Source organism: Pseudoalteromonas sp. Z9A4 (genome assembly GCF_011378845.1).
GTDB lineage: Bacteria > Pseudomonadota > Gammaproteobacteria > Enterobacterales > Alteromonadaceae > Pseudoalteromonas > Pseudoalteromonas arctica.
In genome coordinates this window covers 45,942-58,882 of record NZ_WTLA01000022.1, presented here as the reverse complement: position 1 = coordinate 58,882, position 12,941 = coordinate 45,942, and the positions used below count along the sequence as shown (strand labels likewise).

General features: G+C 39.0%; 12 protein-coding genes and 1 riboswitch. Of the genes, 7 read left to right on the top strand and 5 right to left on the bottom strand.

Going from position 1 to position 12,941, the window contains the following annotated elements; translation table 11 throughout:
* The first annotated feature begins 15 nt into the window (after positions 1–15).
* Positions 16–1,458, top strand: a complete 1,443-nt coding sequence (locus GQR54_RS14905) for a PLP-dependent aminotransferase family protein (protein WP_166378625.1) — start codon at positions 16–18, stop codon at positions 1,456–1,458.
* A gap of 76 nt (positions 1,459–1,534) precedes the next feature.
* Here GQR54_RS14905 and GQR54_RS14900 read toward each other — a convergent pair whose 3' ends face one another.
* Positions 1,535–2,329: a YggN family protein gene (locus GQR54_RS14900; RefSeq protein WP_166378623.1), complete on the bottom strand. Its 795-nt coding sequence runs from the start codon at positions 2,327–2,329 to the stop codon at positions 1,535–1,537.
* A 388-nt stretch (positions 2,330–2,717) separates the two neighbouring features.
* On the opposite strand from GQR54_RS14900, the gene GQR54_RS14895 reads away from it, so the two are divergent.
* Complete coding sequence (locus GQR54_RS14895; protein ID WP_007579801.1) at positions 2,718–2,903, top strand: hypothetical protein; 186 nt, start codon at positions 2,718–2,720, stop codon at positions 2,901–2,903.
* 118 nt (positions 2,904–3,021) lie between these two features.
* Here GQR54_RS14895 and GQR54_RS14890 read toward each other — a convergent pair whose 3' ends face one another.
* The 3 genes from GQR54_RS14890 to GQR54_RS14880 form a co-directional block, all read right to left on the bottom strand.
* Entirely contained in the window at positions 3,022–3,519 is a 498-nt protein-coding gene (locus GQR54_RS14890; RefSeq protein ID WP_166378621.1) for a glutathione peroxidase, read from the bottom strand.
* 73 nt (positions 3,520–3,592) lie between these two features.
* Entirely contained in the window at positions 3,593–3,892 is a 300-nt protein-coding gene (locus GQR54_RS14885; protein WP_004335020.1) for an AzlD domain-containing protein, read from the bottom strand.
* On the bottom strand, positions 3,889–4,593 hold the full coding sequence (locus GQR54_RS14880) for an AzlC family ABC transporter permease (protein ID WP_024589490.1): 705 nt from the start codon (positions 4,591–4,593) through the stop codon (positions 3,889–3,891). The genes GQR54_RS14885 and GQR54_RS14880 overlap by 4 nt, the downstream gene beginning before the upstream one ends.
* A gap of 107 nt (positions 4,594–4,700) precedes the next feature.
* On the opposite strand from GQR54_RS14880, the gene GQR54_RS14875 reads away from it, so the two are divergent.
* The 4 genes from GQR54_RS14875 (at position 4,701) to GQR54_RS14860 (ending at position 8,854) form a co-directional block, all read left to right on the top strand.
* Positions 4,701–5,357: a cytochrome b/b6 domain-containing protein gene (locus tag GQR54_RS14875; protein WP_166378619.1), complete on the top strand. Its 657-nt coding sequence runs from the start codon at positions 4,701–4,703 to the stop codon at positions 5,355–5,357.
* 88 nt (positions 5,358–5,445) lie between these two features.
* Positions 5,446–5,518, top strand: a riboswitch (cyclic di-GMP riboswitch).
* A 96-nt stretch (positions 5,519–5,614) separates the two neighbouring features.
* Positions 5,615–6,178 carry a chitin-binding protein gene (locus tag GQR54_RS14870; protein ID WP_166378617.1) on the top strand — a complete coding sequence of 188 codons (564 nt, stop codon included), beginning with the start codon at positions 5,615–5,617 and terminating at the stop codon, positions 6,176–6,178.
* A gap of 141 nt (positions 6,179–6,319) precedes the next feature.
* Positions 6,320–8,395: a S9 family peptidase gene (locus GQR54_RS14865; RefSeq protein WP_166378615.1), complete on the top strand. Its 2,076-nt coding sequence runs from the start codon at positions 6,320–6,322 to the stop codon at positions 8,393–8,395.
* A 60-nt stretch (positions 8,396–8,455) separates the two neighbouring features.
* The gene (locus tag GQR54_RS14860) at positions 8,456–8,854 is read left to right on the top strand and encodes a hypothetical protein (RefSeq protein WP_010554850.1); all 399 of its coding nucleotides are present in this window, start codon (positions 8,456–8,458) and stop codon (positions 8,852–8,854) included.
* Positions 8,855–8,876: 22 nt separating this feature from the next.
* Here the strand turns inward: GQR54_RS14860 and GQR54_RS14855 are convergent, their stop codons facing one another.
* Positions 8,877–9,629, bottom strand: coding sequence for a response regulator transcription factor (locus GQR54_RS14855; RefSeq protein WP_165741075.1), 753 nt, complete (start codon positions 9,627–9,629; stop codon positions 8,877–8,879).
* Positions 9,630–9,867: 238 nt separating this feature from the next.
* Between GQR54_RS14855 and GQR54_RS14850 the strand changes: the two genes are divergently transcribed.
* The gene (locus GQR54_RS14850) at positions 9,868–12,810 is read left to right on the top strand and encodes a TonB-dependent receptor (RefSeq protein WP_166378613.1); all 2,943 of its coding nucleotides are present in this window, start codon (positions 9,868–9,870) and stop codon (positions 12,808–12,810) included.
* Positions 12,811–12,941 lie beyond the last annotated feature (131 nt).

Sequence of the window (12,941 nt, the reverse complement as noted above, 5' to 3'; positions counted from 1 at the left end):
CAGATTTGGTGTGTGATGATAAGACAAAAAAATAGCCAAGGGCATGAGTTTTTATATCAGCAAGTTATTCAGTTGATTAGAGATATGAGCGCTCAACAAGTTTTACTCCCCGGCGAAAAACTTCCATCACTGCGTAAAATGGCAGATAACTTAAGCATAAGTATCTCCACTGTAAAACAGGCTTACCAGTCACTTGAAGATCAAGGGTTAGTAGAGGCGCGTGAAAAATCAGGATATTTTTTAAAAGTCGTTAGCATGGCGCATAATTTACCTAAGCGAGTTAAATTAAGTCGCGAACCTGTTGTGGTAAATAAACAAGCCTTAATAGAGCAGGTGTACAGCGCGATTCATCAAGCGAACGTAGTCCCTTTTGGTATCGCTAACCCAATTGCCGCAGCACCTACCGATAAAGCACTCGCCAGAAACATGCGCCGCGTAATGACAATTGCGGGCAGTAAAGCCATAAACTATGGCCCAACAGATGGGTTTGTACCGCTGAAAAAGCAATTAGTGCATCGCTATTTAGATTTTGGTATTGGCATTGATATGGACGAGCTTGTTATCACCAATGGTGCGCAAGAGGCCATGGCTATTGCGCTTAAGTGCGTGACAAAGCCTGGCGATGTAGTGGCTATTGAGACACCTTGTTATCACGGGATTATAGAGCTAATAGAAAGCTTAGGGCTTAAAGCGCTCGAAATACCACTGTGCCCAGATAATGGCATTTGGTTAAGCGATTTGGATCGCGCTTTGAATGAGCATGACATAAAAGCGTGTTTATTCTCGACAGCAATTAGCAACCCTGTAGGCAGCTTTATGCCAGATACAAATAGGCAGCAGCTGGTGGAGTTACTCGAAAGCCACGACGTAGTGCTTATTGAAGATGACGTATACGGCGATTTATATTTTACGGCAAAACGAGGCACACCTGCTTTAGCGTACTCTAAAAAAGGATTAGTGATCAGTTGCTCATCTTTTTCTAAAACCGCAGCGCCTAGCTATCGTGTGGGTTGGGTCGTTGCCGGTAAATTTGCAACACAAGCGCGGCGATATAAACGAGCACTAAGTTGCTCCGCTTCGTTAATAAACCAATGGGCGTTATCAGAATTTATTGCCAGCGGCGAGTACGACCGTAACTTAAAGGTACTCAGGCAGCGCCTGCGCGATAACAAAGAGCGTATGCGATGGTGTTTGCAACAAACTATGCCAAAAAATACACGTATAAGCGATCCAAAAGGAGGCTGTGTAATGTGGCTAGATTTAGGAGGCGAATACGATAGTCAAAAATTATTTTTACTTGCTCTTGAGGTTGGTATTAGTATTACCCCTGGGCTTATTTTTTCAGCCTCTAATAAGTATAAAAGCTGCGTAAGGTTAAGTTATGGTGTGCCGTGGAGCGAGCAGATAGAGCAAGCAATTATTACTCTGGGTAAGCTCACTTTATTAGCTAAAAAGTAAGTTTGGGAAACACAAAAAAGCAGCATTTAAGTAAACTTAAGTGCTGCCAAAGGGATGTTAAATAACGTTTGCTGTACTAATTGAGTTTAAAGCTAAATAATTGGTAACCTTTAAGCTCTGGCACTTGCATTACTAATTGCTCTTCTTGTTTTGCAATATCAGCAAAGTTTTCACATAAAGAGTTAGCTCTCTCTTCAAGTGCGCTTGCATGTAGCTCTACTTTTTCTTCTATTTGTGCACCCATATTTTCCATGCGTTGTTCAAAGGCATCCATATCGCCGCCTGAACCAAGTAACTCAGAACCTAAAGCCACTAAAATACTGCCCATTGATTGCATTACTGCTGATTCAACCGCTGTTTCTATCTGCTGCTCAAATTGTTGTTCAAAGTTTTCGCCAAATTGATTAAAACTTTGTTGGCCCATTACAAATGTACCTTGCTGGTAAAATGTATTTTCTACCTCAATTTTAATGTCGTCCATAAGCTCAGACATATTATCAAGACCGTCAATATTAAATGCATTGCCTACTTCTTCTAATGCTACACCGGCAATTTTAACACCCTCTAACGCTATATTAGCTACTTCAGGTAATTGAGTGCGTAAGCTGTCAGAGTACTTATTCAGTGCTTCGCGTTGTGAGCTATTAAGCGCTACAAGCTCGCCATTTACGGTTAAGTCACCATGGGCATTAAATTGCATAGTTTTATTATTGGCAGTAAAAATTTCTAATTCGTTTGGTTTAATACGTACATCGTTTTTAAATTCGACGTTACATTCATCGTTACTAAATGAAATTGCAGAATCGTTGTCGTTATGAGCCATAGCGGCTGGCGTACAAATTAATGCGCTAACTAATAGTAATTTTTTCATGTTTGTTCTCTACTTTTTGTTGATGACGATTAATTAATAACAAGTTTGATGCCAGTTTTATTTTTTCATAAAAAACAATTGATTAAGTGTTTTTCTTTATTTTTTAGCAAGTCAAAATAATTAATAAATAGCTATTTTTTAGTCAAATTGGCTAACTAATAAAAATTAATAAATTTTATTTATCGATACGATAAAAAACTCTCACTTTCCTCAATTCAAATTTAGCGCTATTTATTCACATTACTGACATGAAGACTATTTACAGTAGTCGCGTGGCTTTATTTTGATGTTAATTTGCAGAGCACTTTGGCATTAAACATTTTTAATTTTACCGGCTATTGCGATAATAAAATCCTTGGTTGGTCTCAAACACTTTATGGAGTGGGTTGTGGGTAAGACATTTAGTTACGATGCGCTAGATGACGATTTTGTTGAAGACGAGTACGAAATGCTCGGACGTAATCAACACGATAAGAACAAGCAAAAGGTTAAAAAGAAGTTGGAAGACTACCTTGAGCAAAAACGCTTGCGTAAAAATCTAGGCGAAGACGATTTAAGCGATTACACCGATTAAATTTCACTAGTATAAATAAAATACCAATTAATATTGAGAGTTTAAATGTGCAGTTATGCGTATGTTTAAGTTTCAATAGTATTGGCAATAAAGAGGCCTTGCGCCTCTTTATTACTTTTCAAAGCGTACTTTTAGCCTGTGCTAATGCTTTTTGAATTGTAAGTTCTAGCTTTTCGGGTTTAGTAAAAGGTGCATAACGTTTAATTTGTGTACCATCTGCGGCAATTAAAAATTTAGTAAAATTCCACTTTATTTTACGTGTTAAAAAACCAGGTAAAGCCGATTTTAAATAACGAAATACAGGATGTGCATGCTCACCGTTTACATCTACTTTGGCCGCCATTAAAAAGCTCACACCAAAATTAATTAAGCACCCTTGCTCTATTTGTGTTGCGTCTCCGGGTTCTTGTTGACCAAATTGATTGCACGGAAATCCCAGAATAACTAAACCTTGGCTGGCATACTTATTGTGCAAAGCTTGCAGCGACTCGTATTGGTAGGTAAATCCACATTTACTTGCGGTATTAACAATAAGCACAACCTTCCCTTCAAAATCATTAAAGTTGATCGGTTGACCCTGTAAGCTTGTTGCGCTTAATTGATGAAATTCGTGCATATTGGCGTCTTTTTTATTGTTGTTAGCCGCATTTTAACCTGAGTGCAGTATTTCATAAAGTATAAAGATCGCACTAATTTAAAATTAGAAATAGCCCCATACCGGCAAGCGTAGTGTAATAAATATTATGTGTTTTGTAGGCAACAATAATGGCGACTATTGCTGCGCTTAAATAAGGGTTTTGCCAGTTTAAGTTAATGCCATCTTCATTCAAAAACACGATAGGCACCCAAATTGCTGTAAGCACTGCCGGTGCACTAAAGCTTAAAAATTGCTGCATTTTAGGGCCTACTTTAAACGGCAAAGCACGGTGTAAAAATAAATAACGCGTAAAAAATGTAATGCATGCCATGAGTAAAATAGTCGTCATCATGGCGTTACTTCCTTTTTAGTGGTTAGTCTTGCTGTGCTGTAACCTGCGGCCATTGCCAGCAGCGCTGAGCAAACAAGCCATAACTCAAATCCTGTGCTTTTTAAAAGCGTTGCGCTAATGCCTGCTACAATTACCGTAACGAGTGAGGCCAAATTTTTAATGCCCGGAATAACCAAAGCTATAAACGTGGCAGCAATGGCAAAGTCGAGCCCTAAATTAGTTAAGTCGGGCAGCATTGTGCCTGCTACAATGCCAATTAACGTCCAAATATTCCATGCAATATAAAAGCTAAAACCAGCGCTCAATGCGTATATTAAACGTGTTTTTGTTCTGTATGCTTTTCTATGGTGAGAAAACGCAAACAGCTCGTCGGTTAAAACAAAGCTCACCGGTAAGCGCCAACGCATAGGTTGATCAATGACCTTATGACGCACAGCTAAACCGTATAAAAAGTGCCGAGAGCTAATAATAAATGTTGTGAATAAAATTGTGAGCAATGGTGTGTTGCCCGCCATAAGTTCAATCGCAACAAGCTGTGCAGAGCCTGCAAAGACTAATAACGACATTGCTTGGGTTTCTAGTGCACTAAAGCCATTTTGAATCGCTAAAGAACCACATAAAATACCCCAAGGAACAACGGCTAAACACAGAGGTAGCATATCTAAAAAGCCTTTTAAAATAGCTTTTTTAACTGGTTGCATGATATTTACTCGCACGGCTTGTAGAATGGCTCATAAGGATACCTTAATATTATGATGTTAAAGTAGTTAACGAATTAGATAATACTGTTTTTTTAAGGATAGGCGCAATGACGACGTTAAAAGTGTGGGATGGGTTTATTAGATGCTTTCATTGGTTTTTGGTTGTAAGTATTGCAGTGCTTTATTTTAGTATTGAAGAGGGCATGATTGAGCTTCATTTTGTTGCTGGCTTTTTTACTTTAGCACTTATAGTAACACGTTTAATTTGGGGTGTTATTGGTAGTAAAACCGCGAGATTAAGTGGGTTACTGCACTCTCCTAGAGCTATTTTAAAGGCGCTAAAAACACCAAGCGAATCGTTAGGCCATTCAGCACCCGGTAGCTGTATGGTGATAGTGTTTTTTATATTGATCATAACGCAACTTGTAAGTGGCTTAATGAGCAGTGATGGTATTTTAACTGACGGGCCGCTTGCTCAATATGTGTCTAGCGATACGATTGATTTTGCCAATTGGCTACATGAGCTGAATTTTGACATTTTACTTTATGCTATTGGCTTGCATGTATTAGCTATTATTGTTTATAGAATAAAAGGCAAACCGCTGGTTAAGGCGATGATCACAGGCTTAAAAGAGTTAAAAGCGGATGACTCTGAGGCTAAAGTAACAAAAGCGTCTTGGCCTGCGTGGTTAATATTTATATCTTTATTGGTGTTGCTGGTATTTACGTGGGCGAAAGAACCTTTAACTTATTTATTTAGTTAAAAACACATTAAACCAACCTTAAAGGGTTGGTTTTTGTTTTTGGTTACATTCTTTTGTTTGATTGTTATGCGAGGCCGAATTATAATCGCCGCATTGCTGGCAAACTAGCCGAAAGGTTAGGATGCAAAGTTTCCAAAAGCTATGGTAGCGGGACTACTGCATAACGTGTTGTTATGTATCACTTGCCCTCAGTGTATTTTTTGTGTATCCATAGTGTATGGATAAGATTTTGTAACTCTTAAGGTGTTGCCGTGTTTATGCATACGTCGTTGGCCTGTGGAAAGTGGTCAACAATAGGTTGCTTAAATCATCATACCCAATTGTTTATTGGCGATGTGGTGAGTGTAACCTTTTATGACATGCAAGGAGAGCTAGCTAGTTTATCATTTGATTACAAAATCACCTCGCTTGAACAAGGTGAACCTCACGCATGGCCACGTTTAGTTGCCGAGCATATTAACGTGCATGTACCCCTTGTTAGCGCAGGTAAAATGACCGAACAAGGTTTAATTGTTGCCTATAGAAACAATGAAGTTTTTGCTTTGCAAAGCAGTGGTATATGTAAAGCGCATGTCGATTTTCATTGTATTGCAAAATGCGATGAGCGTGTTGTTAATAACCTTGATACTTATGATTACGTGTACCCTGAAAATTGTGAAAACTATAATGCGGGTACAAAGGTATTGCAGCCAAAAACAGGGCATGTTTATCAATGTAGGCCTTGGCCATTTAATGAGTTTTGCCGCGCGAGTGACGATAAAAAGTTTATGTTCGAGCCCGGTGTAGGACAAAGTTGGGCTATGGCTTGGCAGCAAATATAAAGCTCAAGTGAATTATCTTCCCAAAGGTATAGCGGTTTTAGTAATGAAGCGTTTACCGTTTTAGCCCATCCAACTATTGGATGGGCTTTTTTATTTTTATGATAAACTGCAAATCACATTATTTTTTTAATTGGTTTTGTTGTGTCTCGTCCTGACTACTCTTTAAGTTTATTACCTAATTTCCCGATTGCTAAACTGCAAGCCCATACATTAAGTACCCACAATAAAATACGTACCGATAATTACTATTGGATGCGCGATGACGATCGCCAAGATGAGCAAGTACTTGCGCATTTACATGCTGAAAATGCGTACTGCGATGAACAGTTAGCTGCTATGAAGCCACTACAAAATACACTTTTTGAAGAGTTAAAAGCACGCATTGTAAAAGATGATAATTCGGTACCCGTTAAAGACGGGAAATACTGGTATCACTCAGAAGTTCGTGGTGATGATGAATACTCGCGTCATTATAGAAGTACAAGCATAAAGGCTGATAATAAAGAGCTTTTACTTGATGTGAATGTATTAGCTGAAGGATTTGAGTTTTTTGAGCTAGGAGAGGTCGCACTAAGCCCATGCGAGCAGCTTATGGCTTACTCTGAAGATACTGAAGGTCGTCGTATTTATAATGTTCGCTTTAAAAGCTTAACGACCGGTGAAATGCTACCTGATGTACTTGAAAATACAGAAGGGCAGGTTGTTTGGGCTAACGACAATAAAACTGTTTTTTATGTAAAAAAAGATTTAAAAACGCTACTAGGATACCAAGTATTTAGGCATGAGCTTGGCAGCGAGCAAAGCCAAGATGTAATGGTTTACGAAGAGCAAGACAGCAGCTTTTTTATGGGGCTTGGTAAAAGTCGCGACGAAGGCTTAATTATTATTGATTTAGCATCGACAGAGACCAACGATACATGGGTGCTTGATGCTAATAAGCCCACTGACGAATTTAAAGCATTAATGCCGCGTGAAGATGGCCACGAGTTTGACGTAGATAAGCTAGGTGACACATTTTATATTGTGACTAACTGGCAAGCTAAAAACTTTAGATTAATGACAGCAACAAACGAAACGATTGCTGATAAAACACAATGGTTTGAGCATACAGCTCACAGAGAAAATGTACTGCTTGAAGGTGTAGAGTTATTTAATGACTTTTTGGTATTGAGTGAACGCGAGCAAGGGCAAGCTCGATTCGTAGTTGTTAATAGGCAAGGGAATCGTATGGCACTTGAGTTTGCCGATCCTTGTTATTATGCTGCAATAGCAATGAACCCAGAGCCAGACACACGGACTGCGCGTATTTATTACTCAAGTTTAACAACACCAGGCTCTTTATATGATGTTGATTTAGCAACTGGCGAAAAAACACTGCTTAAACAGCAAAAAGTACTAGGTAGTTTTAATGCCGATGACTATCAGTCAGAGCGATTAATGGTAACTGCTCGCGACGGAGTTAAAGTACCTGTATCTGTTGTTTATCGAAAAGACAGCTTTAAAAAAGATAGCACAAATCCGTTATTTCAATACGGCTATGGCGCCTATGGTTATACGATTGATCCTAGCTTTTCTAGTTCGTCACTGAGCTTACTCGATCGTGGCTTTGTTTATGTTATTGCGCATGTTCGGGGCTCTGAAATGCTAGGCCGCGAATGGTATGAGCAAGGTAAAAAAGAGCATAAACAAAATAGCTTTAGTGACTTTATTGATGTGACAAAAGCGCTTGTTGATCAAGGTTATTGTGATAGCAATAAGGTGTTTGCCTCAGGCGGCAGTGCCGGTGGCCTATTAATGGGGGCGGTTGTAAACCAGGCACCAGAGTTATATTGCGGTGTTGGCTGTCATGTACCATTTTTAGACGTATTAACCACAATGCTTGATGAAAGTATTCCACTCACAACAAATGAATACGATGAATGGGGTAATCCAAATGAGCCTCAATTTTATGATGTGATAGAAGCTTACTCGCCTTATGACAATATTAGCGCACAAAACTACCCGAACATACTCGTTACTACTGGTCTTCATGACTCACAAGTGCAGTATTGGGAGCCTATGAAGTGGGTTGCAAAAATGCGTGAACTTAAAACAGACAGTAATATTTTAGTATTTAAAACCGATATGGATGCAGGTCATGGCGGTGCATCAGGTCGTTTTAAAAGCTTAGAAGAAAAAGCCCTCGAAATGGCCTTTTTTATTGCGCTGTTAAATTAACTGCAAAATCGGAAAATTGTATTACTCTATATATAGAAGTTGATATATATAAGGTAATTTATGTTTGGAGCACATGGCGAATTTCAGATTTGTTCACAACCCCCTCATATGTATTTAAAATTGAAGGGGAGCTTTAACAATGAAGGTATAACATCATTAACTAATGGTGTTATTCAAGAATTGAGCACTCACCCTGAAAATACAATTAAGTTTGTGATTGTTAACTTAAAAGAGTTTGAACTGTTAACTTTAGATAGTCTTGATTCGTTAGAGGCCTATTTTGCGGGTGTAAAAGAACTTGGCTATCAACGAGTTGACTATATAAACATTAATATCATAGCTAAAAACATGTTTGAAAAAGTATGGAAAAATAGCGATGTAGAAGTTAATTTTTATAAAGATACCGAAAGCTATTTATTAGTGCATCCAAGTGATAGTTATATAAAACAGAACTGGTAATTAATATGAGTATTATAAACCGCTACTGAAGAGGGCTTATAATACTCTCTAAACACCCTTTATAGCGCCTTGAAAGGTTTAAGCACATATCGTTTTTAAGTCTGACTTTATAATCGCCACTGTCAGTAGGCATCAGTTCGCAGATAGCTTGTTTTCTTACCAGCGTTGAGCGATGAATACGAATAAACCCTTCTGGCTCTAGCTGCTGTTCAATATTTTTCATGGTTTCGCGGTGTAATACCGGTGTACTACCTTGTGTAAAATGTAGCTCTACATAATTGCCAGCACCATTAATCCAAATAATATCTTTTATATCAATTAGCCTTACCTTACCTACATCTTTAACTACGATATGTGATGATGGTTTTTCGGTTTGTGTGCTTTGTTGATATTTACGCTCGGCCGCGCTTGCAATCGGGCAAAGGTGAATCAGTTTATCAAAGCATTTATCAATACGTGGTGCAGTTGAATCTACTATTAAAAAATCAACAGCGCCAACTTCAAAAGCAAAACTCGCAAAATGACCCGACTGGGCAATAATGACTAACTTAAGCTTTTTAGCGAGCTCCGTTAAATGCACTATTTGCATAGGGTCAGCCAGATTAGTTAGTTCGTAAAACAGTACGTTGTATTGATCTGTATCTATCTGATCTAACCTGTTTGCCTGAATAAAAGATTGAGATTCAAAGTGTCGGTGCTCTTGCACGCGCTTTGTTAAAAATGTTGCAAACTTAGTGTTACTAACAAAAGTTAATGCATGAAAAGAAGCGACCATTATTTTATATCTCTTGCTGTATATAATAATAAAGACCGTGCTTAGCGGAAAAACTGTTATGAAAAGTACAATATATTTATAAAATAATTGTGACGTACTAATTCATCCCATCAAACTAGCTATTCATACCAAAGATTACGCCTAATAAATAATGCCCGTAGAGGGTTTAAATAAATCCCCTTACTGTAATCCGCGAAGTAACTATTTAGTTACAAAAATAACAATTCAGGGGAATTATATGACATTAACTAACAAAGGTAGCGCGCGATTATTTAAAAAATCGTCGTTAACAGTTGCGCTAAGTAGCGCAATACTTGCAAGCTTTTCATTTCAAGGTGTGGCTGCAGAAGATGACGAAATTACTAAAATAGAACGTGTACAAGTTACAGGTTCTCGTATTCGTTCAGCTGAGGCAATGTCATCAGCGCCTATTCAAGTTGTAGATAGCACAGCAATCGACGCATCTGGTTCTTTAAATATTCAAGATTTACTACTAGATAATCCAGCATTTGGTTCACCGGCAATCAGTCGTACTAACTCAAACTTTAGTACCGCTAGTGCAGGTGTTGCGACTGTAGATTTACGTAATTTAGGTTCTAACCGTACATTGGTATTAGTTAACGGTCGTCGTTATGTATCGGGTGTACCTGGTAGCTCTGCTGTCGATTTAAATACTATTCCGAGTCAATTTATTGAACGTGTTGAAATTATGACAGGTGGTGCTTCATCTGTTTATGGCTCTGACGCTGTTGCTGGTGTAGTTAACTTTGTACTAAAAGATGACTTTGAAGGCGTTGAATTTGATGGTCAGTACGGTGAATCGAGTGAAGGTGATGATGAATCGCGTCAATTCAATTTTACCTCAGGCTTATCAAGCTCAGATGGTAAAGGGCACGCTATGTTTCACCTTGGTTACTCTGATCAAGGCGCTGTTTTCTCACGTGATCGTGACCGCTCGGCAGTAGATCAATTTTCAGGTATTTTCTTTGAAGATGATCCAGTAGCAAATCCAGGTTCTGTATTTGATGCAGTAAGCCCATTTTTATCTTCGTTTCCACCACAGGGTCGTTTTAACGCTGGGGATGAGACATTTACGTTTAATGATGCAAACAATCTACAAAACTCATTTAGTTCTAATGGCGGCGACGGCGTAGCAGCAAATGGTTTTAACCGAAGTGGTGTGCGTACTATCGCGATACCTACAGAGCGTTACTTATTTGCCTCAAACGGTAGCTATGAGCTAAGCGATAAGCACAGCTTTTTTTATGAAGGTACTTACGCTGCAACAACAACCGTTTCTGAATTAGAACCATTTCCTTTTGCCTCTGACGACATTTATGCCAATGGCCGTGTTCCAATTGAATTTAATGTAAACGGTGAGCTCTTACGTAACGCGTTTGTTCCTGACGGTATTTATAACGCAGCAACTGATACCGATGGTGATGGCGCACGAGATATCTTTTTTGCTAAGCGTTTAAGTGATGTAGGTAACCGTGGCGCACGTGCAGAGCGTGATACGTTCCGTTTAGCGCTTGGTTTTCAAGGTGAAATAGCCGATGGTTGGTTTTACGATACTTACTATGTTTATGGTAAAACAAAAGAACAGCAAGTTTCAGGTGGTTTAGTTAATGTACAAAGTTTCCGCCAAGGTTTAGAAGCAGTTGTTGATAGCCAAGATTTAGATGGCGATGGCATTACTAATGAAGCTATTTGTATAGATGCGACAGCTCGTGGCTTTAACTGTGCGCCAGTGGACATTTACGGTTTTAATTCGTTATCACAAGGCGCTATTGATTTTGTAAGTGCACCTAGCTCACTTGCTACATCAGTTGAGCAAAAAATTGTAGGTGGTAATATTTCAGGTGATATATTTGAATTGCCAGCGGGTATTGTTGGTATTGCGGCTGGTTTTGAATACCGCGAAGAGTTTTCACGCAGTGAGTTTGATGCCTTACAACAAGCTGGCTTAAACGCAGGTAACGCAATCCCAGCGACTGAAGGTGAATTTGATGTAACTGAGTTTTATGTTGAAGCAAATATTCCAGTGCTTGATTCTGTAACAATGAATGCAGCAGTTCGTTTATCTGATTATTCAACAGTAGGTAATACCGAAAGTTGGAATGTGGGTGTCGATTGGGAAATCATGGACAGTTTACGTTTACGTGCCACTCGTGCTCGCTCAACACGTGCTCCAAATATCGATGAATTGTTTTCTCCACCTTCGCAAACTTTCCCAAGTGGTTTAAACGATCCATGTTTAGGTGTTACTAATAGTGGCGGTGGTGCTGCTGGTGATGCTTGTCGTACAGATGGTGGTGTTACAACCAATATTGCTTCAAATGGTGAGTTCACGCTTAACCAGTCTGACTTACAAGGCATTAGTGGCTTTAACCGTGGTAACCAAGACTTAAAAGAAGAGGTTGGTGACTCTGTAACCGTAGGCTTGGTATTTACACCAGAAAACCTAATATCAGGACTAGACATTACGCTTGATTACTTTGATATCGAAATTACAGATGCAATCGTATCAACACCTCGCCAGTTTATTCTTGACCAATGTTATGGCGGCGGCGATACAAGTTTTTGTGACTTCGTAACTCGTCGTAGTGCGCCATCAGGCAATAACAGCGCTGGTTCACTAGAATTTATCGACAGCGGTGTATCTAATAGTGGTGGTTTAGGTACAGAAGGTGTTGATTTAACACTAACGTACTCAACTGACATTGGCCCTGGTGCGTTTAGAACTCGCCTTGCTTATACTTACCTAATCGATGGTTATAGCATTCCACTTCCAGGCGCTGATAAAGATGAGTTTGCTGGAGAAATTGGTGCCTCAGAGCATAAAGCTAACTGGAACTTTGGTTATAAACTTAACGACTTTGATTTTAACTGGAGCTTAACTTACATTGGATCTGCAGACTTTGATGACCAATTCTTAAGTGGCTTTGGTATTGCTCCAGGTGGAATAGGCATAGGTTCGGTAACGTATCATGATGTTCAAGCAAGTTACCATATAAGCGATTCAACAGAGCTTTATGCTGGTGCAAGTAACTTATTTGATAAAGAGCCACCGCGCATTTTATCGGGTGTAAGTGGTTCAAGCACGGGTACTGAAACAGATGCAGGTACGTACGACCCAATTGGTCAATCATTCTACATCGGTTTTAGAAGTAAGTTCTAACCAATAGTAGCGATATTAATATCGTTACTTAATTACTTACTCAATTAATTACGTTCACAAAGCCTCAGTATCGCTGGGGCTTTTTTATTGGAAAAATAATAAGAGCAGTAATACTTATACATTGTTTATCC

Coding starts and splice junctions, on each gene's coding strand:
- GQR54_RS14850 (WP_166378613.1), top strand. CDS start 9,868: ATGACATTAACTAACAAAGGTAGCGCGCGATTATTTAAAAAATCGTCG.
- GQR54_RS14870 (WP_166378617.1), top strand. CDS start 5,615: ATGCATACGTCGTTGGCCTGTGGAAAGTGGTCAACAATAGGTTGCTTA.
- GQR54_RS14885 (WP_004335020.1), bottom strand. CDS start 3,892: ATGATGACGACTATTTTACTCATGGCATGCATTACATTTTTTACGCGT.
- GQR54_RS14880 (WP_024589490.1), bottom strand. CDS start 4,593: ATGCAACCAGTTAAAAAAGCTATTTTAAAAGGCTTTTTAGATATGCTA.
- GQR54_RS14905 (WP_166378625.1), top strand. CDS start 16: ATGATAAGACAAAAAAATAGCCAAGGGCATGAGTTTTTATATCAGCAA.
- GQR54_RS14875 (WP_166378619.1), top strand. CDS start 4,701: ATGACGACGTTAAAAGTGTGGGATGGGTTTATTAGATGCTTTCATTGG.
- GQR54_RS14860 (WP_010554850.1), top strand. CDS start 8,456: ATGTTTGGAGCACATGGCGAATTTCAGATTTGTTCACAACCCCCTCAT.
- GQR54_RS14900 (WP_166378623.1), bottom strand. CDS start 2,329: ATGAAAAAATTACTATTAGTTAGCGCATTAATTTGTACGCCAGCCGCT.
- GQR54_RS14855 (WP_165741075.1), bottom strand. CDS start 9,629: ATGGTCGCTTCTTTTCATGCATTAACTTTTGTTAGTAACACTAAGTTT.
- GQR54_RS14890 (WP_166378621.1), bottom strand. CDS start 3,519: ATGCACGAATTTCATCAATTAAGCGCAACAAGCTTACAGGGTCAACCG.